Genomic DNA, 20,163 nt, shown 5'->3' on the forward strand with positions numbered 1-20,163 from the left:
TGAGCAGGATGGCCTTGATCGGCAGCAGGATCGACCGGAAGGTCCGCACCAAGAGCAGGAACGTGACCAGCGCGATGATGCCCAGGCTGTACGGGAAGTTCTTGTAGACCGCGTTGATGTAGTCGGTGATGGTCGGGCCGATACCGGCCACGCCGACCACGCCGGGGATGTCCTTGACCGCCTTGTGCAGATCCGAGGCCACGTGCGCCTCGGTGGAGTCCACGGTTTCGTTGACCGGGATCACCTCGACCAGCGCGGTGCCGTCCTTGCGCCATTGGTCGTTGTCCGGTGCGTACGCGGCGGCCACGCCGGGCACGGCCTTCGCGGCGGCGATGACCTGTTGGGTCTCCGCGTTCAGGTCCCCACCGGAAACGAGCACCTCCATCGGTGAGACCACGCCGGCCGGCACGCCGCCGTCGCGCAGCGTGTGCAGCTGGGTGTACGCCGGCCCGGAGGTGGCCAGCGAGTCGGTCTGCGTCTGGCCGATCTTGATGCCGAAGATCGGCAGCATCAGCGTGACCAGCAGCGCGGTGGCCGCGGCCGCGGCCGGCCAGCGGAACCGGACGATGAATCGCGCCCAGGCGGTCCACGCCCGGGAGGCGTGGCTCTCGTTGCGGATGCGCGGCCAGTCCACCCGCGGACCGATGCCGCCGAGGATGGCGGGCAGCAGGGTGAGCACCACCGCCGTGGAGACCAGCGGGATCAACATGCCGCCGATGCCCATGCTGCGCAGCAGCGGGACCGGGATGACCAGCAGCGAGCACAGGCTGATGGCCACGGTGCCGGCGCTGGCCAGGACGGCGTGGCCCGCGTACTTCATCGCGACCTGCACGGCCTCGTGGTTGTCCCGGCCGTGCGCGCGCTCCTCACGCCAGCGGTTGACCAGCAGCAGCGAGTAGTCCACCGCCACGCCGAGGCCGACCAGCGCGATGAGGAACTGGACCACGAAGCTGATGTTGAACACGTAGGTGCCCAGCAGCACGATCGTGAACGTGTTCAGGATCGACACCGCGGCGATGGCCAACGGGATCAGCGCCAGGAACGAGGCGAACAGGAACACCAGTACGGCCATGGCGCCCAGGCCACCGAGCAGCGTCTCGGCGAGCAGGCTCGGACCGCTGTCGTCCGACCCGTTCTGGGACAGCTCGTAGTAGCCGGTGACACCCCAGTCGAAGCCGGTGTCGGTCTTGGCCTGCTCCAGCACCGGGCGCATGGCCACCGTGGGCAGCTTCTGGTCGAACGAGGCGAACTTCGGCGGGAACACCAACGCGTAGGTGGTGCGGCCGTCCTGCGTGAGGAACACCGGGTCGTGGGTAGTCGCGTAATCCACCATCCGGGTGTCCGGGGCGGCGTCGTGCAGCTTGATCATCACCGTGTCGATCTGCGCCTGCTGCGCGTCGACGGTGGTGTCCTGCGGGACGGTGACCACCACGATCGACGGCTGGTTGGACCCGCCGTTGCCGTAGGTGGCCAGGATCTGCTTCTCGGTCTCGTAGCCGGGCTGGCCGGGCAACGAGAAGTCCAGCGACAGCCGCTTGGATGTCTGGCCGGCGGCGAACACACCGACCAACATCAGCAGCACCCAACCGACGACCACCATGCGTCGGTGGCGCAGAACGAAACCGCCCAGCCGTTCCATGCGGATTGCTCCCCCGTTATCCGAATCCCACCGCGACGGTACGGGTCCGTACTAGGGCTGCCATCGGTTTTTCGGTTGATCTTGACCGGAACATCCGGACGCATTTCGCGGTGCGAACAGACTCAGCACAATCCCGGGGAAACGCCGCGAACCCGGTGGGCGTGTCGTCGGGGGTGCGTGGAAGAGTGCACCTGCGCGTTCCCCCACCAGCGCGCTCCACCGGCAGGAAGCGATTTCGCTGTGACCGGAAAGCATGCCGTTGTCGGCACACCACCGCCTGAACACCGTGCTCGTTTGGTGCAGCTGGCCTACACAATCCTGTCCCCCGCCCTCGGCCAGCGCCGTCATCGCCTGGCGCATGCGGCGGTGGATCATGCCTTGCTCGCCGTGCCGGCCGCGACGCAGGACACCGACTACCCGCGGCTGCGCGCCCGGGTGGTGCGTCGGGCGCTGGCCGCCGGACGGCACCGGGCGGCCGCGACCCGGCCGCCGCGGATCGCCGAGGCCCGCCGGGCCCGCGCCACGCCGGCCGGTGAGGAACTGGTTTGGCTCCTCCCCGCCGCCCGCGCCGCCTACGCCCTGCACCACTTGGAGGGCCTGGACGTGGACGCCACCCAGGAGTTGCTCGGCCAGTGCGGGGTCGGCGATCCCGCCGTGGCCACCGAACTGGCCGACCGCATCCAACTGGACGCGGTGCCCCGCACCGCGTTGCCCTCGGTCACCTTCGCCTGAGGCAACCACCTCAGGTCCGGAAGGCGCGCCAGTAGAGCTTGACGGCGAGGGGCGCGCAGACCGCGATGATGGCGACCATCCAGATCGATGTGTAGGCCGTCGCATGCAGGATCGGCCACGGCGAGTCCGGTGCGGGGTGGCCACCGGGGTTGTGGAACCGCTGGCGCAGCGCCTCGGACAGGGCGGTGGTCGGGTTCCACAGCGCGACCTGCCGCAGCCCGTCCGGCAAGGTGTTGTACGGCACGAACGTGCTGGCGATGAAGGTGATCGGGAAGATCGTGGTGAACGCGACGCCCTGCACCGCCTCGGGGGTACGGCACAGCGAGCCGAGCAGCACGCCGACCCAGATCATCGCGAACGCGAAGCCGATCATCAGCGCGAAGGCGATGACGGTGTCCACCGCACCGCCACGGATGCGCCAGCCGATGACCGCGCCGGTCACCGACATGAGGGTGATCGGCAGCAGCGAGCGCAACACATTGGCCACCGCGTGCCCGCACAGCACCGCGGCCGGATGAATGGGCATCGAATGGAATCGGTCGATGGCCCCGTTGTTGCGGTCGTTGGCCAACGCCATCGCGACGTTGAAACAACCGAACACGATGGTCTGGGCAAAGATCCCGCCCATCAGGAATTCCTTGTACGACCCGCCGCCGGGCACCGCGATGGCGCCGCCGAAAACGTAGGCGAACAGCAGCACGAACATGATCGGCTGGATGGTGGCGTCGGACAGCGCCTCGGGTTGGCGGCGCATGTGGATCAAACCGCGTCGGGCGATCACCCAGGTGTCCCCGACCAGCGTCGAGCGGCGCGGTGCCGCGACCGCAACGGTGCTCACGGCGTCTCCCCTTCCACGGCCTGACCGGTGAGGGCCAGGAAGGCGTCGTCCAGCGTGGGCTGCCGTAGGCCCAGGTCCTCCACCGCGATGCCCTCGAGGTTCAACAGCGTCGCCAACCGCGCGACGGCGGCCACGCCGCCGGTGACCGGTGCGGTCACCGATCGGGCCTCGACGTCGGTGTGCGGCACCGCGGCACTGATGCGATCCACGGCCTCGACCACGCGCGGCAGGTCGTGCGCATCGGTCACCACGACGTGGATTTGGTCACCGCCGACCTGGCGTTTGAGGCTGCGGGAGTCACCGCGGGCGATCACCCGGCCGTGGTCGACCACGACGATCTCGTCGGCCAACCGGTCGGCCTCCTCCAGGTACTGGGTGGTGAGCAGAATCGTGGCACCACCGGTGACCAACTTCTCCAGCACGTCCCACAACTCCAGCCGGGCCCGCGGATCCAACCCGGTGGTCGGCTCGTCGAGGAACAGCACCTGCGGGCGGGCGACCAGCGTGGCGGCCAGGTCGAGCCGGCGACGCATACCGCCGGAGTAGTGCTCGGCACGCTTGCTCGCCGTGTCGGCCAACGAGAACTGATCGAGTAACTCCCGCGCCCTCACCTTGGCGTTGCGCCGACCCAGGTGGTGCAGTTCACCGATCATCACCAGGTTCTCGTAGCCGGTGAGCTTGCCGTCCACGGTGGCGTCCTGCGCGGCCAGGCCGAGCGTGGCCCGCACCCCGATGGGGTCGGTGGTCACGTCGATGCCGGCGACACGGGCGGTGCCCGCGGTGGGGGCGGTCAGCGTGGTGAGGATGCGCACCGCGGTGGTCTTGCCCGCCCCATTGGGCCCGAGCAGGCCACACACACGACCCCGCGGGACCGACAGGTCGACGCCGGTGAGTGCGAGCTTGTCCCCGTAACGCTTGACCAGTCCGTGCGCCTCGATGGCCAGGTCCATGGTCACCGGACGAGGGAATCACACCGCGGAACAACACACCAACGGATTAGCGGGGATGGTGGCGCCGGGGCGCGCGTCCCGGCGGCTGACGGGGCGTCTGTTGTGCCGGAAATATGGGGATCTGCCGGGCTACCGTTTGCTTGGGCTCGACCGTCAACGGCTCGCCATGATGGCGCAGTGACACGGGGCCGTCCCCACTGAGCACGGTGTAGGACGCGCTGTCCCGGTCGATCTCCACCCGAAGCCGCGCGCCGCGGTAGAGCAACGAGAAGCACAACCCCGTCAGCCCGTCCGGCAACCGCGGGGCGAAGGCCAGCTGGTCACTGTGGTCACGCAGCCCACCGAAGCCCGCCACCAGCGCCAGCCAGGTACCCGACAGCGAGGCCAGGTGCAGGCCGTCGCGGGTGTTGCGCCCGAGGTCGTGCAGGTCCACGAACGCGGCCTCCGCGGCGTAGTCCAGCGCCAGGTCCAGGTGACCGACCTCGGCCGCCACCACCGCCTGCGTGGCCGCGGACAACGACGAGTCACGCACCGTCAGTTCCTCGTAGTAGTCGAAGTTGCGGCGCTTGGTCTCGAGATCGAAGTGGTGCCCGCGCAGGTGCAGGGCCAGCACCAGGTCGGCCTGCTTGACCACCTGCTTGCGGTACAGGTCGAAGTAGGGGACGTGCAGCAGTAACGGGTACGGGTTGTCCGGCAGGGCGGCGAAATCCAGCCTCGCGTGGCGGGTGAAGCCCTCCGACTGCGGGTGGATGCCCAACTCCTCGTCGTAGGGGATGAACATGTCGTCCGCCGCCCGCCACCAGGAAGCGATGTCGCCCGGCCCGACCTCGAGCGCGGTGGCGTCCTGCGGATGCCGTTCCGCGCAATCGGCGGCCCCGCGAAGATTGTGTTGGACCATCAGATTCGTGAACACGTTGTTGTCGCTGATCGCGCTGTACTCGTCGGGCCCGGTGACCCCGTCGATGCGGAATGCGCCATCGGTGTCGAAGTGGCCCAACGACATCCACATGCGCGCGGTCTCGACCAGAATCGGCAGCCCGACGGTGCGGGCGAACTCCTCGTCGCCGGTGGCGTTGATGTAGCGCAGCACCGCGTCCGCTATGTCCGCATTGACGTGGAACGCGGCGGTGCCGGCCGGCCAGTAGGCCGAGCACTCCGCACCCGTGATGGTGCGCCAGGGGAACGCCGCACCGGCCAGGTGCAAGCTCGCCGCTCGTTGCCGGGCGCTGAGCAGGCAGTCCGCACGCCAGCGCAGTTCGTCGGCGGCGGCGTGCGGAGTGGTGTAGGTGAGCACCGGGAGCAGGAAGGTCTCGGTGTCCCAGAAGCAGTGCCCGTCGTAGCCGGTGCCGGTGAGGCCCTTGGCGGGCACCGGTCGGCGCTCCGCGCGGGTGCTCGCGCAGTGCACGTGGAACAGCGCGAAGCGCACCGCCTGTTGCAGTTGCGCATCCCCGTCCACCCGCACGTCGGCGCGATCCCAGAAGTCCCCCAGCGCGGCGGCCTGGTCCTGCAGCAGCCCCGCCCAGCCGCGGGCCCCGGCCGCGGTCAGCGCCGCCTCGACCTGATCCCGCACCGCAGCCGGGGAGCGCCGCGCGGACCAGCCATAGGCCAGGTACTTGGTCATCCGCAACCGCTCGCCGGGATCGAGTTGGGCGACCACCGCGACCCGGCCCAGGTCGCCGCCGGCCTCTACCCGGGTGGTGATGCCCTCGGGCCCGTCGATCTCGTGGTCCATGGCCGCGGCCATGCGCAGCCCGCTGCGCCGCGTGGAGTGCAGCAGGGTCACCCGCAGGTCGTCGACGAAGGCGTCCTCGGCGACCAGTGGCGTGCCCAGCTGCGCAGCCACCCGCGGGTCGCCGCTGCGCGCGGGCATGTCCTCGTTGGCCACCAACTCCGACTGCAACACGACCTGCACGGCGGCATCCAGCGGTTCGATCTCCACCCGGATCGCGGCGATGGCGCGTTGGGTCAACGAGACGATGCGCCGGCTGCGCAGCCGGACGCGGGCCCCGGACGGAGAGGTCCACTCCGCGGTGCGGTGCAACACGCCGGTGCGCAGGTCCAAGCGGCGCTGGTGGTCGTGCAGGTCGCCGTAGCGAATGTCGAACGGCTCGTCGTCGACGAGGATCCGGATCAGCTTGCCGTTGGTGACGTTGACGATGCTCTCGCCGGTCTCCGGGTAGCCGTAGCCGGCCTCCGCGTAGGGCAACGAACGCAGCTCGTGGAACGAGTTCAGGTAGGTGCCCGGCGCACCGTAGGGCTCCCCCTCGTCGAGATTGCCGCGCAATCCCAGGTGCCCGTTGGACAACGCGAACAAGGATTCAGCCTGGGCCAACACGTCCAGATTCAGCGTGGTCTCGCGCAGCGACCACTCGTCCACCGGGTACGCGTCCTGGCTGATCACCGGTACGGACTAGGCCAGCAGTTCGGCGAGGTCGCGGACCACCAGGTCGGCGCCGGCCGCCCGCAATGCGGCGCCCTGCCCGACCCGGTCCACCCCGATCACGCAACCGAAGTGACCGGCCCGGCCCGCGGACACCCCGGCCAGCGCGTCCTCGAAAACCGCGGCCGCGGGCGCGTCCACCCCGAGCGCCGCGGCGCCGGCCAGGAAGGTGTCCGGGGCGGGCTTGCCGGGCAGCTTGCGTTCGGCGGCCACCACCCCGTCGATGCGCGCGTCGAACAGGTCCTCGATCTGCGCGGCGGCCAGCACCTTGGTCGCGTTGGCGCTGGAGGTGACCACACAGGTGGCCAGGCCGTGCGCGCGGACCGCCCGCACGTAGTCCACCGATCCCTCATAGACGTGCACGCCCTTGGTCGTGATCAGCTCGGTGACCAGGTCGTTCTTGCGGTTGCTCAGGCCCCAGACGGTCTGCTGATCCGGCGGGTCCTGCGGCGATCCCTCGGGCAGCTCCAGGCTGCGCGAGGCGAGGAAGTCCCGGGTGCCCGCCAGTCGCGGCTTGCCGTCCACGAAACGTTCATAGTCGTGCGCGGTGAACGGGATGAACTCCGGGCCGTCGCGTTTCTCCAGCAACTGCAGATATTCATCGAAGGCCAGTTTCCAGGCCTGCTCGTGCAGTTCGGCGGTGCGGGTGAGCACCCCGTCCAGATCGAACAGGCAGGCGCGGATCGCGCCGGGCAAGCCGCCGAAGCCCGTGGCCGGGGAATGTTGGGTGGGCGTCGACACACGGACCTCCCTGCCTAATAAGCGCGCAAGCGCGCCCCTACCCCGATGGCCGGCCGAACATGCCGGCGGATACCCACCGTCCGGCGCCGGCATCTGGTGTGACCTCCCCCTGCCCCGGCCGGCAGGATCCTGCAATGCAGGCATGGCAGGTGGCCGGGAACGGCGAGATCGCGGATGTGCTCCGGCTCGACGACATCGCGGTGCCCGAGCCGGGGCCCGGACAGCTCCTGGTACGGGTGCGCGCGACCGCGGCGAACTTCCCCGACGTGCTGATGATCCGCGGGGCCTACCAGGAAAGACCCGAGTTGCCTTTCACGCCGGGGCTGGAGTTGTGCGGCGACGTGGTCGCGCTGGGACCGGACGTCACCGGCCCGCCGATCGGTGCCCGGGTGATGGGCACCACCGTGCTCCCGCACGGTGGCTACGCCCAGTACGCGATTCTGGACGCCGCGTACGCCTACCCTGCCCCGGCGGAGTTGGCCGACGCCGCCGCGGCCGGTTTTCTGATTGCCTATCAGACGAGCTGGTTCGCACTGCATCGGCGAACCCAACTGCGCGCCGGGGAAACGCTGCTGGTGCAGGCCGCTGCCGGTGGCGTGGGCAGCGCGGCGGTGCAATTGGGCAAGGCGGCGGGCGCCCGGGTGATCGGGGTGGTCGGCGGAGCGGAGAAAGCCAAGGTCGTGGCCGAGCTCGGCGCCGACGTGGTCATCGACCGGCACACCGAGGACGTGGTCGCCGCGGTGAAGGCCGTCGCGCCGGCCGGCGTGGACGTCGTCTACGACCCGGTCGGTGGCGCGGCCTACCAGCAGGCCACCAAATGCGTCGGCTTCGAAGGTCGCATCCTGGTCATCGGCTTCGCCGGTGGCGAGATCCAGCAGGCCGCACTGAATCACGTGCTGGTGAAGAACTACTCGGTGATCGGGCTGCACTGGGGGCTTTATCGCAGCCGCAAACCGCAGGTGATTGCCGAGTGCCACGAGGCGTTGTTGCCGCTGGTTTCCGCCGGCGCCATCCGACCGCTGGTCGGCGAACAGCACGGGCTGAGCGAGGTGCCCGCCGCCCTGCAGCGACTGGCCGACGGGGCGACCGTGGGCCGCGTCGTCATGGTCAGCTCCGATAGCCCGGCGGGTTGATGTCGTCCACGTAGAGGTCGGCCTGCAGGCTACCGCCGGGCACCACGTCGTACACCGAGAGATCGGTGACCCCGTGCGCGACCAACACGTCCTCGCAGAGGAACTGGTTGCCGGTGCACTCCCGGGACGGCGAGGTGAGGATCTTGTAGGCGGCGTCGGCATACACCTCGGGTTTGCGCGCCCGGGCCATCGCCGCGTCACCGCCGAGCAGGTTGCGCACCGCGGCGGTGGCCACCAACGTGCGTGGCCACAGCGTGTTCGAGGCAACACCGGCGTCGGCCAACTCGGCGGCCAGGCCCAGCGCGGTCAGCGTCATACCGAACTTGGCCACGGTGTATCCGGTGTGCGCACCCAGCCACTCGGGGCGCAGGTCGATCGGCGGGGACAGCGTGAGCACGTGCGGGTTGGTGCCTCGCTTCAGGTGTGGGATGCAGGCCTTGGAGAGCACGAACGTGCCGCGCGCGTTGATCGACTGCATCAGGTCGTAGCGCTTCAGGTCCAACGCCTCGGTCGGGCGCAGGTCGATGGCGCTGGCGTTGTTCACGCAGATGTCGATGCCACCGAACTTCGCGACGGTCGCGGCCACGGCGTCGGCCACCGAGGCCTCGTCGCGCACATCGCCGAGGATCGGTAACGCCTGCCCACCGGCGGCCTCGATCTCCGCGGCCGCGGTGTAGATGGTGCCCTCGAGCTTGGGGTGTGGCTCCGCGGTCTTTGCGATGAACGCGACATTCGCGCCGTCGCGAGCCGCGGCCAGCGCGATGGCCAGACCGATGCCCCGGCTGGCCCCGGAGATCAGCAACGTGCGTTCCTTCAACGTGCCGGTCATTCCGGGCCTCCCGGGGCGAGGAAAACGGGGTCGAGTCATCCTAGGGACCGGTCAGCCGCAGCCTGACCAGCGGGTAATAAGGTGCTGGGGACCGGTCCTGACCGGCCGAGTTGTGGAGGGTCGATGGCCGGCGAGACCTGGCTGCGGGTGGTGATCTACCGCGCGAACGACGCAGGCGACCAGGCCGCCGTCAGCTACCTCAAGGACAGCACCACGGCCACGCTGGCGGTGCTGGAGAAGCGACCCGGCTTCCGGCTCGGGTACTGGGGCATCGATCCCGATGAGGGCACCATGGCCGCGGTCACCTACTGGTCCAGCCTGGACTCGATCCACCGGGCGCACGCCGCGTTGGCCATGTTGGACGCGGAGCGCGCGCAGCACGGCATCACTGTGCAGAGCACGCAGAACCTGCAGCTGTTCGCGGTGCCCGAGTACCTCGAGTCCGACGACGAGGACGGTCCCCGACACAGGCGACCTCTGTTCGGTCGGCGCGGATGACGGCACACAAACGTGCGACTGTTCGCGGGGCGCCGCAGTGGGGCCCGGCACTGAGGATGGGTGAATGACGGAACTGGTGCTCGGCGGGGAATTCCCCACGCCGACGACCGAGCAGTGGCAGGGGCTGGTGGCCAAGATCGTGGCCCGGTCCGGGGTCGAGGGCGACGCCATCGACGCGTTGACCTCGCACACCGCGGACGGCATCCCGATCGCTCCGCTGTACACCGCGGCGGTCGACGCCCCGCCGACCGGTCTGCCCGGCTTTTTCCCGTTCACCCGTGGCCGGACCACGGACGGCCTGCGGGCCGGCTGGGATGTACGCGCGCACTTCGCCGATCCGGACCCGAAGAACCTCTCCGAGACCGCCTTGGTCGACCTGGACGGTGGCGTCAGCTCGCTGTGGCTGCAACTGGGTGCGGGCGCCATCGCAGTGGGTGATTTGCCGGCCGCGCTGGATGGCGTGCTGTTGGATCTGGCCGGGATCTGTCTGGATGCCGGCGGAGAGGCGATCCCCGCCGCCGAGGCCTACCTGAAGCTGGCGGCCGATTCCGGGGTGGACGGCGCCGCCCTCACCGGGTGTCTCGGCCTGGACCCCTGGGGCATCGCGGCCCGCACCGGCCACGCCGCCGATATCGCGTCAGATGCCGACGCCGCCGCGGAACTGGCGCGCCGGGTGGCCGCCGAGCACCCCGGCTTGCGGGCGCTGGTGGTCGACGCGCTGCCGTACCACGACGCGGGCGCGACCAACGCCGAGGAGATCGGCCTGGCGTTGGCCGGTGGCGTCGCCGCGCTGCGCGCGCTGACCGACGCCGGGCTGGACGTGGCCGGCGCACTGAACCAGATCGAGTTCCGACTCTCCGCGACCGCCGACCAATTCGCCACGGTGGCCAAGCTGCGCGCGGCCCGGCGCACCTGGGCCGCGGTGGCCGCCGAGTGCGGCGAGCGTGGGCCCGCGGCCGGCATGCGCCAGCACGTGGTGACCGGCTGGCCGATGATGACCAAGCACGACCCGTGGAACAACATGCTGCGCACCACCTTGGCCTGCTTCTCCGCGTGTGTGGGTGGCGCGGATGTGATCACCGTGCGCCCGTTCGACGCGGCGCTGGGTCGCCCGGATGTGCTGGCCCGACGCGTCGCCCGCAACACCCCGGCGCTGCTGCTCGAGGAGTCGCACGTCGGCGCGGTGCTGGACCCGGCGGGCGGGTCCTGGTTGCACGAGGCACTGAGCGAGGAGTTGGCCGGCGCCGCGTGGGCGGTGTTCACCGATATCGAGAAGGCCCGCGGGCTGGCTGCGGGGTTGGCGGACGGATCGGTCGCGGCACGCATCGAGCGCTCCCGGCGCGAACGGGTGGCGGCGCTCACCTCCGGCAGCGAAAGCATCGTCGGGGTCACCGTGTTTACCTTGCCGGACGAGAAGTTGCTCCAGCGACCGCCGGCCGCCGCGCCGCCCAGCGGCGGGTTGCCGCGTATCCGTTGGGAATCGGAGTACTCCAAGGTGGCGCCGTGATCCCCGACTTCAGTTCCCTGCCGCTGCCTGCGCCATCCGCCAACGGCGCGACGTTCCCGGACACCGAGGCGTGGGTGACCCCGGAGGGCATCGACGTGGCCGCGCTGTACACCGCGGCCGACCTCGGCGACGTTGACTTCCTCAACACGCTGCCGGGCATCGCGCCGTTCCTGCGCGGGCCTTACCCGACCATGTACGTCAACCAGCCGTGGACCATCCGGCAATACGCGGGCTTCTCCACCGCGGAGGAGTCGAACGCCTTCTACCGGCGCAATCTGGCGGCGGGTCAGAAGGGTCTGTCGATTGCGTTCGACCTGCCCACGCACCGCGGTTACGACTCCGACCACCCGCGGGTGCCCGGCGATGTGGGCATGGCGGGCGTGGCGATCGACTCCATCCTGGACATGCGCCAGCTGTTCGACGGCATCCCGCTGGATCAGATGAGCGTGTCGATGACCATGAACGGCGCGGTGCTGCCGATCCTGGCGCTCTACGTGATCGCCGCCGAGGAACAGGGTGTGCCGCCGGAGAAGCTCACCGGGACCATTCAGAACGACATCCTCAAGGAGTTCATGGTCCGCAACACCTACATCTATCCGCCCGGCCCGTCGATGCGGATCATCTCCGACATCTTCGGGTTCACCTCCCGGAACATGGGAAAGTTCAACTCGATCTCCATCTCCGGCTACCACATCCAGGAGGCCGGGGCCACCGCCGATCTGGAGCTGGCCTACACGCTGGCCGACGGCCTGGAGTACCTGCGTGCCGGTGTCGCGGCGGGCCTGGACATCGACGTGTTCGCGCCGCGGTTGTCGTTCTTCTGGGCGATCGGCATGAACTTCTTCATGGAGGTCGCCAAGATGCGGGCCGGGCGCCTGCTCTGGGCGAAGATCGTGCGGTCACAAGGTGCGAAATCCGAGAAGTCGCCGGCGCTGCGCACGCACTGCCAGACCTCCGGTTGGTCGTTGACCGCGCAGGACGTGTTCAACAATGTGGTGCGCACCTGCGTGGAGGCGATGGCCGCCACCCAGGGCCACACCCAGTCGCTGCACACCAACGCGTTGGACGAGGCGTTGGCGCTGCCCACCGACTTCTCCGCGCGCATCGCGCGCAATACGCAGTTGTTGTTGGCCCGCGAGTCAGGCACCTGCCGCTCCATCGACCCGTGGGGTGGTAGCGCCTACGTGGAAAAGCTCACCCACGACCTGGCGCACCAGGCCTGGGCGCGTATCCAGGAGGTGGAGGACGCCGGCGGCATGGCCAAGGCCATCGAGGCGGGTCTGCCGAAGATGCGCATCGAGGAGGCCGCCGCCCGCACCCAGGCACGCATCGACTCCGGCACCCAGACGGTGATCGGGGTCAACAAGTACCGGGTGTCGAGCGACAACGACATCGAGGTACGTGCGGTCGACAACCGGGCGGTGCGCGAGGCCCAGTTGGCCAAGTTGGCCCGGCTGCGCGCGGAGCGCGACGAGGAGGCCTGCCGGGCCGCGCTGGCCCGGCTCACCGAGATCGCCGGGATGGACGTCCAGCCCGGCGCCGGCGACGACGTGAACCTGCTTGCCGCGGCCATCGACGCGGCCCGCAAGCACGCCACCGTCGGGGAGATGTCCGACGCCATGGAAAAGGTGTTCGGCCGCTACGCCGGCACTATTCGTACGATCAGTGGCGTGTACCGCAGTGAGGCGAGCGGCAACCCGCAGGTCGCGACGGTCCGGGAGGCCGCCGCGGAGTTCGAACGGGCCGAGGGCCGCCGACCCCGCATCCTGGTCGCCAAGATGGGCCAGGACGGACACGACCGCGGCCAGAAGGTGATCGCCACGGCCTTCGCCGACCTCGGTTTCGACGTCGACGTCGGCCCGCTGTTCTCCACCCCGGAGGAGGTGGCCCGCCAGGCCATCGAGGCGGATGTGCACGTGATCGGGGTGTCCTCGTTGGCCGCCGGTCACATGACCCTGGTGCCCGCCCTCAAGCAGGCGCTGGCCGACCTCGGCCGCCCGGACATCATGGTGGTCGTCGGCGGCGTGATCCCGCCGCAGGACGTGCAACCGCTGCGCGACGCGGGCGCGGCCGCGGTGTTCACCCCCGGCACCGTGATCCCGGACGCCGCGCTGGAACTGATCGACGCGCTGCGCGCCCAATCCGACGCCGCGTGAAAGATCCGGACGCCCTCGCCGCGGAGGTCCGGGACGGCTCCCGCACCGCGATCGGCCGCGCCATCACGCTGGTCGAGTCCACCCGGGCCGACCACCGCGAGGTGGCCGCGGCGCTGCTCGACCGGCTGGACCCGTACGCGAACGAAGCCCGGCGGGTGGGCATCACCGGAATGCCCGGCGTGGGCAAGTCGACGTTCATCGACGGGTTCGGCTCGTTCCTGACCCAGCAGGGGCACCGGGTCGCGGTGGTGGCCGTGGACCCGTCCTCGGCGCGCAGCGGCGGCTCCATCCTGGGCGACAAGACGCGCATGGCCCGGCTGGCCAACGACCCGAACGCCTTCGTCCGCCCGGCGCCGACCGCGGGCAGCCTGGGTGGGGTGACCCGGGCCACCCGGGCCTCGATGACGGTGCTGGCCGCCGCAGGCTACGACGTGCTGCTGGTGGAGACCGTGGGCATCGGTCAGTCGGAGACCGCGGTCGCCGAGATGGTCGACACCTTCCTGCTGCTGACCCTGGCCCGTACCGGCGACCAGCTCCAGGGGATCAAGAAGGGCGTGCTCGAACTGGCCGACGTGGTCGCGGTCAACAAGGCGGACGGTCCGCACGAGGGCGACGCGCGCACCGCGGCCCGCGAGCTGGCCGGCACCATGCGCCTGCTCGGCCCGGATGAGACCGGGTGGATCGCGCCGGTGCTCACCTGCAGTGGGCTGACCGACGTCGGCCTGCCCGAGGTGTGGGACGCGCTGGGCAAGCACGTGGAGCACCTGCGCCGGGCCGGGGCGCTGGACGAACGCCACCGCAACCAACGCGTCGAGGCAATGTGGGCCACCGTGCGCGACGACCTGGACCGACGGCTGCGCGAACATGGCGAGGTTCGGGCGCTGGCCACCCAACTGGAAGCGCAAGTGCGAGCCGGCGAACTGTCCCCGGTTCACGCCGCGGACGCGGTGGTGGATCGCTTCCTGCACACCTGAGACGGTGGTGCTGTCGCACGTCCAGCGGGGGCCCGGGTCGTTAGTGGATCCGCAAACGGGGCAGCGACTGGTCATGGGCACCTTCCAGCTGGAGACCACCGAACCCGGCCTGGTCAGCGGGATTGGCGCGCCCGCCCATGCTTACGATGTATGGCGCACCGTCGCGCCGACCCTGCAGCGCTCCCCCCTCGGACCGAGTGACATGCCCATCGGATTCGCCGCTCGTTATTCCCCGGCTGTGCTCCCCCTGGAGGTCAGCGGGGACTGGTATGACGTGGTCGAGCTCGATGAGGACAAGGTCGGCGTGGTGGTGGGCGACTGCATCGGCAAGGGCCCGGTCGCGGCCGCGGTGTTGGACCAACTGCGCAGCGCCTGCCGGGCGCTGTTGTTGCAGGCCAAGGGGCCGGCCGAGGTGCTCGCCGCGCTGGACGACTTCGCCGTGCTCACCCCGAACGCGGAGCGCACCAGCGTGTTCTGCGCGGTCATCGACCAGTGCTACGGACACCTCGAATACGCCTCGGCCGGGCTCCCGCCCGGCGTGTTGGTGCACGCCGACCACACCATCGAGTTGCTCTCCGACGTCCACTCGGTGCCGCTGGCCACGCTGCCCGGGGTGGTGCGCACCCGGGCGTCAGCGACGCTGCGCACCGGGTCGGTGCTCGCCATGTACACCGATGGCCTGGTGCAGCGCCGCCGGGAGCACCCGAATAACGGGATCGACCGACTCACCGCTGCGGTCGCGGTCGCCATGCGGCTGGACGACGAGGACGAGATGGCCGCTGAAGTGCTGGAGCGCTCGCTCACTGCGGGCGGCCACGCCGAGGACGTGGCGCTGTTGCTCTACCGACACCGCAGCCCCGCGCCATTTCACACCCTGCTGGCGCCGGATGCCGCGGAGCTGGCCGTCGCTCGTGCCGCGCTACGCGAGTGGCTGGGCACGGTCGGGGTCGGGGAGCGTGATGCCACCGCGGTGCTCATTGCCGCCGGGGAGGCCTGCGCGAACGCCATCGAACACGGATACGCGTTTTCCGGGAGTCGCAACGTCGAACTGTGGGCGTGCCTCGTGGCCGGCCGCCTGAACCTGTTGGTTCGGGACGAAGGGGTGTGGAAGGTGCCAACGGCCGGCGGCAACCGAGGTCGCGGTCGTCACTTGATGGAACACCTGATGGACCGTGCCGTTATCGTCGGCGGCCCGGAGGGAACCCTTGTCCGGTTGCGTAAGGAGCTTGATCGTGCCGTCTGACGTGCCTGCCGAGGCTTTTGCCGTCTCCGTCGACGGAGCCGCCGTCACTGTGCTCGGCGAGGTCGATCTGGCCACCGCGCCCCGATTGCGCAGTGCGTTGGCCGAGGCCGCCTCGGCCGGTACCGCGTTGCAGGTGGACCTGCGCGCAGTGCGCTACCTGGACAGCGCCGGCATGGCCGCCCTGTTCGAATACGCCGGGGGCGGTGGTGGCATGCAGGTGACGGTGGAAAAGGACTCGATCGTCGCCCGGGTGCTGGAGATCGGCGGCCTGGCCGAGGCCGCGCGGGTCGACCTGGTCTGAGTCACCCGGCGCCCATCCCGGTCACGTCCACCCGGTACTCCCCGCGGCCCGGCCACTCCGCGCTCATCGCGAACCGGTCGCCGCGGATCAGGCTCTCCCGGTACTCCACCGGGGCGCCGTCCAGACAGCCGATGCGCTCCACCGCCAACGCCGCGGTGCCCGCGCGCAACCCGAGCAGCCGGCGTAGCTCCGGCGGCGGCAGCACCGCGCGGATCACCTCACGGGACCCGGTCAGCCGCGCGCCGGTGAGCCGGGCCAGCTCGTCGTAGAGGCCGGAGTGGCCGAACTGCCCGCCCAGCAGTGGTTCGGCCAGGTCGCGCAGCAGCCAGGTCCGGTCGTGCGCCAACGGCTCGGAGTCGGCCAACCGCAGCCGCTCCAGGAACACGAACCCGGTGTCCTCGGCGACGCCGAGCCGGGCCGCCACCGCGGCGTCGGTGCGGGTATCCAGCACCAGCACCTGGCTGCGCTGTTCCGCGCCGGTCATCTCCACCGAGCGGAACAGGGAGTACAGCGCACCGAGGGGTTGCTGCAGCTCCGGCCGGCTCACCGAACTACCGCGGCCGCGGGCGGAATCGATGACCCCGTCGCGGCGCATACGACGCAGCGCCTCCCGCACCGTGTGCCGGCTGACCTGATACTGCTCGGCCAGCTCGAACTCGCCGGGGAACGCCGTCTCAAAGGCGCCGGCGTCCATCCGACGTTGCAGATCGGCCTCGAGCTGCTGCCACAGCGGAGTGGAGTTGGCGCGGTCCAGCGCGCGCGGCCGAACCCGCTTGACCATGCGCACCCCTCAACCACTCGTTGCGAGCAGCCTAGACGAGCTATTGTACGTACATATGGGTGGAGGAGGAGCGCGATGATCCTCAAGCAGTACTACCTGGGTTGTCTGTCCCAGGCCTCCTATCTGGTTGCGGACTCGCAGTCCCGACGTGCGGTGGTGGTCGACCCGCGCCGCGATGTGGACGAGTACCTCACCGACGCGGCCGCCGAGGGCTTGCGCATCGAACTGGTGCTGCTCACCCACGTGCACGCCGACTTCATCCCCGGCCACACCGAGTTGGCACAACGCACCGGCGCGGACATCGCCATGGGCGAGGTGTCCCCGGTGACGTTCCCGATCCGGCGACTGGCCGACGGCGAGCGCATCGAACTGGGCGATCCGGCGACCGGAGTGGTGCTGCAGGTGCTGTCCACCCCGGGGCACACCCCGGAGTCGATCACGCTGGCCGTGTTCTCCCATGGCGCGGACACCGCGCCGCACGCAATCCTCACCGGGGACACGCTGTTCCTCGGCGACGTCGGCCGTCCGGACCTGCTCGGCTCGGCCGGGCGCAGCTCCGAGGACATGGCCAAGGACCTGTACCGCTCGCTGCGCACCAAGATCCTGCCGTTGCCCGATCAGGTGCTGGTCTATCCCGGTCACGGCGCGGGCAGCGCCTGCGGCAAGGCGCTGTCCAGCGACACCGTGTCCACCCTCGGTGCGCAGCGCGGCTCGAACTACGCGTTGGCGCCGATGACCGAGGACGAGTTCGTGCAGGTGGTCACCCACGGCCTGGGTGCCCCGCCCGCGTATTTCGCCGAGGAGGTGGCGGTCAATCGGGCCGGGCATCTGCCCTTCGACGCGGAGCTGCCGGTGCAGCACGTCGACGCGATCACCGCGGTGCGCCACCACGAGCGGCTGGGTTATCTGCTGCTGGACGTGCGCGACGATCAGGCCTTCGCCGCCTCCCATCTGCGCGGCGCCATAAACGTGGGCCTGTCCGGCCGCTTCGCCGAGTACGCCGCGGCCCTACTCGCCACCGAACAACCGGTGGTGCTGATCGGCTCCGAGGATCAGTGTGCCGAGGCGCGGCTACGACTGTCCCGGGTCGGCGTCGACCTGATTGCCGCTCAGCTGTCCGACCTGCACGAACTCATTGCCCACCCGGAGCTGATGGTGTCCTCGTCCCGACTGACCGTGCGTCAGGCCACCGAGGCCGTGGCTGCCCACCCGGACCTGCAGGTGGTCGACGTGCGGGCGCCGGGCGAGCACGCGGGCGGCGCACTGCCCGGCGCGGTCAACCTCAACGTGACGCAGTTGCGCACCACGATGGACTCCCTCGACCGGTCGCGGCCGGTGCTGGTGCACTGCGCGGGCGGTTACCGCTCCATCGCTGCGTCCAGCCTGCTGGAGGCCAACGGTTTCACCGACGTCTCCGACCTGCTGGGCGGTTGGGCCGCCTGGGCCAAGGAGCACGCGCTGGCGTGACGGCTATCCGGTCAGGATGGTGATCAGGTCCAGGCTGCCCAGCGCCAGCACGCCGAGCGCCAGGGTGAGCATGGCCGGCCCCGCGGTGACCACATGACGGTGCCGGGCGGCCCCGCTGATCTGCTCGGCACGTAACCGACCCAGATAGGCGGCGAGCAACGCCACGACCGCGGCCACCGCGGCGGCGGCCATGCGCAGCACGTCCTCCCGGTTGAGGTTGCGCACCAAGAGCAGGGCGCCGTTGCTGAGCGCCGCGAGCGCGGTGCGATCCCAGGACAGCAGCGTGCGTTCGGCCTGCAGGCCGGGGCGGTCCTCGCGCAGCACGCTCACAGCTTGCCGCCGGCGTGCAGCAGCAGGATCACCACCGCGGCGCCGACCAGACCGACAGCCACGCCGAGCAGCACCGGTTGATGGGAGCGCGGCAGGTCCTCGCCGCGACGCATGGCCGCTTGCACCGCCTGCCAGCGACGGATGCTGGTCACACACACCAGGATGCCGAGGCAGGCGAGCACCACCGCCAAGGTCCGCTGCGTGGTGGTGGCATGGTTATTGCCCGCCACGTGCACCAGGGCCACCGCGCCGGCGAGCAGGCCGAGCGCGGTGCGCATCCAGGCGAGAAAGGTGCGCTCGTTGGCCAGGGTGAAGCGGTAGTCCGGGTCGGCCTCAGTGTCCTCCGGGAGCACCGGACGGTCCCCGGCCCGGCGCACCCACGGCGACAGCTTCGCCATCACCACCTCCGCACCGACCTTCTCACGTGCCGCGCCGTCAGCCGGTGATGCCGGCCAGGTGGATCACCGTCAGTGCGGTGCCCGCCACCAACACCCACCCACCGAACCCGACCAGCAACGCCCGGCCGCCGGCCCGGGCCAGCACCCGTCGGTGGATGCCGGTGCCCAGGCCGACCAGGGCGGCGACCAGGGCGATGTGCTGGGCGTACTGCAGCGCGCTCAGCGTGGGCGAAGGCAACCACCCGGTGCTGTTCAGCGCCGCCGCCGCGATGAAGCCGAGCAGGAACACCGGCAGCACCGGCGGCCTGTGCAGCGTTGCCTCCGGGTGGGTCCGGCGTGCCCGCACGCCAAGGACCGTGACCAGCGGCAGCAGGAGGGCCACTCGCGACAGCTTGATCACCATGGCCACGGTCAGCGCGCCGGGCACCGCCTGCGCGGTGGCCACGGTCTGCCCGACGTCGTGCACGCTGGCCCCGACCCAACTGCCGAACTGCACGGGGTCCAGGCCCAGCACGCCGTGCAGCGCGGGCAGCACAAAGATGGCCAGGCTGCCGCACAGGGTGACCAGCGCGACCGCCACCGCGACGTCATCGTCGTCCGCGTCCACCACGGAGCGCACCGCGGCCACCGCAGAGGCGCCGCAGATCGAGTAGCCACTGGCCAACAGCAGCGAGCGAGCCGAGGAGAGCCCCAGCAGCCGGCCGAGCGCGAGCATGCCGCTGAACGTGACGCCCACGGTGACCGCGACCAGCAGCGCGCCGGCCGGGCCGATCGCGCGCAGGGTGGCCGCGGACAACGAGAAGCCGAGCAGCACCACCGCGAGCCGCAACACCCGGTGCCCGGCCAGGTGCGTGCCTGGATGCAGCGCGTCGGTGTGCAGCCCGGCGTTGGCCAGCAGCGCGCCCAGCAGCACGGCGCAGGTGGCCGGATTCAGTCCAGGGAGAACATCGGCGATGCCGAACGCGAGCGCGGTGCACAGCGCGACCACGGACAGGCCGGGCAGCACGTCGAGGCCGGGGCGGTGGCGCGGAGTGCGGCAGTCCGGTCGGCACCGGTAGACGGGCAGCCTCGGCCGGGCGAGCAGCCGGTCGCTCACCCGCAGCGTGGTCATCGCACCTCCGCGTCCCATCAAATGTACGTACAAATGATAGGCCGGCGGGAATCCTGGCGCCACGCGGTTCGCGGGTTTATTGTACGGACAAAGAT

Annotated in this window: 19 protein-coding genes; 9 read left to right on the forward strand and 10 right to left on the reverse strand. The window is 70.3% G+C overall.

The window, feature by feature from the left end; all coding sequences use genetic code 11:
* The coding region (locus tag VGJ14_11125) for an MMPL family transporter (GenBank protein ID HEY2832966.1) at nt 1–1,639 on the reverse strand (1,639 nt) is incomplete at its 3' end.
* Between the two features lie 294 nt (nt 1,640–1,933).
* Between VGJ14_11125 and VGJ14_11130 the strand changes: the two genes are divergently transcribed.
* Complete coding sequence (locus tag VGJ14_11130; GenBank protein HEY2832967.1) at nt 1,934–2,371, forward strand: hypothetical protein; 438 nt, start codon at nt 1,934–1,936, stop codon at nt 2,369–2,371.
* A gap of 10 nt (nt 2,372–2,381) precedes the next feature.
* Here the strand turns inward: VGJ14_11130 and VGJ14_11135 are convergent, their stop codons facing one another.
* Genes VGJ14_11135 through VGJ14_11150 form a run of 4 tightly spaced genes read right to left on the reverse strand, consistent with a single transcriptional unit; the run spans nt 2,382 to nt 7,340 of the window.
* A complete protein-coding gene (locus VGJ14_11135) occupies nt 2,382–3,209 on the reverse strand; it encodes an ABC transporter permease (GenBank protein ID HEY2832968.1) in 828 nt (275 codons plus the stop codon).
* Nucleotides 3,206–4,159 (reverse strand): ATP-binding cassette domain-containing protein, encoded by a 954-nt coding sequence (locus VGJ14_11140; GenBank protein HEY2832969.1) that lies wholly within the window; start codon nt 4,157–4,159, stop codon nt 3,206–3,208. Before VGJ14_11140 ends, VGJ14_11135 begins: the two co-directional genes overlap by 4 nt.
* Nucleotides 4,160–4,205: 46 nt before the next feature.
* Nucleotides 4,206–6,560: a glycosyl hydrolase family 65 protein gene (locus VGJ14_11145; protein HEY2832970.1), complete on the reverse strand. Its 2,355-nt coding sequence runs from the start codon at nt 6,558–6,560 to the stop codon at nt 4,206–4,208.
* 9 nt (nt 6,561–6,569) lie between these two features.
* Nucleotides 6,570–7,340, reverse strand: a complete 771-nt coding sequence (locus VGJ14_11150) for an HAD-IA family hydrolase (protein HEY2832971.1) — start codon at nt 7,338–7,340, stop codon at nt 6,570–6,572.
* Nucleotides 7,341–7,474: 134 nt separating this feature from the next.
* Between VGJ14_11150 and VGJ14_11155 the strand changes: the two genes are divergently transcribed.
* Nucleotides 7,475–8,473, forward strand: a complete 999-nt coding sequence (locus VGJ14_11155; GenBank protein ID HEY2832972.1) for an NADPH:quinone oxidoreductase family protein — start codon at nt 7,475–7,477, stop codon at nt 8,471–8,473.
* On the opposite strand, the gene VGJ14_11160 is transcribed toward VGJ14_11155, so the two are convergent.
* Complete coding sequence (locus tag VGJ14_11160) at nt 8,448–9,302, reverse strand: NAD(P)-dependent oxidoreductase (protein ID HEY2832973.1); 855 nt, start codon at nt 9,300–9,302, stop codon at nt 8,448–8,450. The two genes, VGJ14_11155 and VGJ14_11160, sit on opposite strands and share 26 nt — an antisense overlap.
* A gap of 123 nt (nt 9,303–9,425) precedes the next feature.
* Between VGJ14_11160 and VGJ14_11165 the strand changes: the two genes are divergently transcribed.
* The 6 genes from VGJ14_11165 (at nt 9,426) to VGJ14_11190 (ending at nt 15,981) form a co-directional block, all read left to right on the forward strand.
* Nucleotides 9,426–9,800: a hypothetical protein gene (locus tag VGJ14_11165; protein HEY2832974.1), complete on the forward strand. Its 375-nt coding sequence runs from the start codon at nt 9,426–9,428 to the stop codon at nt 9,798–9,800.
* A gap of 64 nt (nt 9,801–9,864) precedes the next feature.
* Nucleotides 9,865–11,307, forward strand: coding sequence for a methylmalonyl-CoA mutase subunit beta (locus VGJ14_11170; GenBank protein ID HEY2832975.1), 1,443 nt, complete (start codon nt 9,865–9,867; stop codon nt 11,305–11,307).
* Nucleotides 11,304–13,463, forward strand: a complete 2,160-nt coding sequence (gene scpA, locus VGJ14_11175) for a methylmalonyl-CoA mutase (protein ID HEY2832976.1) — start codon at nt 11,304–11,306, stop codon at nt 13,461–13,463. The genes VGJ14_11170 and scpA overlap by 4 nt, the downstream gene beginning before the upstream one ends.
* Nucleotides 13,460–14,437, forward strand: a complete 978-nt coding sequence (meaB, locus tag VGJ14_11180) for a methylmalonyl Co-A mutase-associated GTPase MeaB (protein HEY2832977.1) — start codon at nt 13,460–13,462, stop codon at nt 14,435–14,437. The genes scpA and meaB overlap by 4 nt, the downstream gene beginning before the upstream one ends.
* A 73-nt stretch (nt 14,438–14,510) precedes the next feature.
* Nucleotides 14,511–15,680 (forward strand): SpoIIE family protein phosphatase, encoded by a 1,170-nt coding sequence (locus VGJ14_11185; GenBank protein ID HEY2832978.1) that lies wholly within the window; start codon nt 14,511–14,513, stop codon nt 15,678–15,680.
* Entirely contained in the window at nt 15,670–15,981 is a 312-nt protein-coding gene (locus tag VGJ14_11190; protein ID HEY2832979.1) for an STAS domain-containing protein, read from the forward strand. The genes VGJ14_11185 and VGJ14_11190 overlap by 11 nt, the downstream gene beginning before the upstream one ends.
* 1 nt (nt 15,982) lies before the next feature.
* On the opposite strand, the gene VGJ14_11195 is transcribed toward VGJ14_11190, so the two are convergent.
* Nucleotides 15,983–16,762: a GntR family transcriptional regulator gene (locus VGJ14_11195; GenBank protein HEY2832980.1), complete on the reverse strand. Its 780-nt coding sequence runs from the start codon at nt 16,760–16,762 to the stop codon at nt 15,983–15,985.
* 75 nt (nt 16,763–16,837) lie between these two features.
* Between VGJ14_11195 and VGJ14_11200 the strand changes: the two genes are divergently transcribed.
* A complete protein-coding gene (locus tag VGJ14_11200) occupies nt 16,838–18,229 on the forward strand; it encodes an MBL fold metallo-hydrolase (GenBank protein ID HEY2832981.1) in 1,392 nt (463 codons plus the stop codon).
* A 3-nt stretch (nt 18,230–18,232) separates the two neighbouring features.
* Here the strand turns inward: VGJ14_11200 and VGJ14_11205 are convergent, their stop codons facing one another.
* The 3 genes from VGJ14_11205 to VGJ14_11215 are packed head-to-tail and all read right to left on the reverse strand — an operon-like array spanning nt 18,233 to nt 20,068.
* Nucleotides 18,233–18,553, reverse strand: coding sequence for a DUF202 domain-containing protein (locus tag VGJ14_11205; GenBank protein HEY2832982.1), 321 nt, complete (start codon nt 18,551–18,553; stop codon nt 18,233–18,235).
* A 2-nt stretch (nt 18,554–18,555) separates the two neighbouring features.
* Nucleotides 18,556–18,957 carry a DUF202 domain-containing protein gene (locus tag VGJ14_11210; protein ID HEY2832983.1) on the reverse strand — a complete coding sequence of 134 codons (402 nt, stop codon included), beginning with the start codon at nt 18,955–18,957 and terminating at the stop codon, nt 18,556–18,558.
* 37 nt (nt 18,958–18,994) lie between these two features.
* Nucleotides 18,995–20,068: a putative sulfate exporter family transporter gene (locus VGJ14_11215; GenBank protein HEY2832984.1), complete on the reverse strand. Its 1,074-nt coding sequence runs from the start codon at nt 20,066–20,068 to the stop codon at nt 18,995–18,997.
* Nucleotides 20,069–20,163: the final 95 nt, after the last annotated feature.

The organism is Sporichthyaceae bacterium (genome assembly GCA_036493475.1).
In the GTDB taxonomy this organism is placed as follows: Bacteria; Actinomycetota; Actinomycetes; order Sporichthyales; family Sporichthyaceae; genus DASQPJ01.

Bases quoted from the DNA above. Each gene is read 5' to 3' on its own strand.
- VGJ14_11140 (HEY2832969.1), bottom strand. From the start codon at position 4,159: ATGGACCTGGCCATCGAGGCGCACGGACTGGTCAAGCGTTACGGGGAC.
- VGJ14_11155 (HEY2832972.1), top strand. From the start codon at position 7,475: ATGCAGGCATGGCAGGTGGCCGGGAACGGCGAGATCGCGGATGTGCTC.
- VGJ14_11160 (HEY2832973.1), bottom strand. From the start codon at position 9,302: ATGACCGGCACGTTGAAGGAACGCACGTTGCTGATCTCCGGGGCCAGC.
- VGJ14_11165 (HEY2832974.1), top strand. From the start codon at position 9,426: ATGGCCGGCGAGACCTGGCTGCGGGTGGTGATCTACCGCGCGAACGAC.
- VGJ14_11170 (HEY2832975.1), top strand. From the start codon at position 9,865: ATGACGGAACTGGTGCTCGGCGGGGAATTCCCCACGCCGACGACCGAG.
- VGJ14_11185 (HEY2832978.1), top strand. From the start codon at position 14,511: ATGGGCACCTTCCAGCTGGAGACCACCGAACCCGGCCTGGTCAGCGGG.
- VGJ14_11195 (HEY2832980.1), bottom strand. From the start codon at position 16,762: ATGGTCAAGCGGGTTCGGCCGCGCGCGCTGGACCGCGCCAACTCCACT.
- VGJ14_11200 (HEY2832981.1), top strand. From the start codon at position 16,838: ATGATCCTCAAGCAGTACTACCTGGGTTGTCTGTCCCAGGCCTCCTAT.
- VGJ14_11210 (HEY2832983.1), bottom strand. From the start codon at position 18,957: ATGGCGAAGCTGTCGCCGTGGGTGCGCCGGGCCGGGGACCGTCCGGTG.
- VGJ14_11215 (HEY2832984.1), bottom strand. From the start codon at position 20,068: ATGACCACGCTGCGGGTGAGCGACCGGCTGCTCGCCCGGCCGAGGCTG.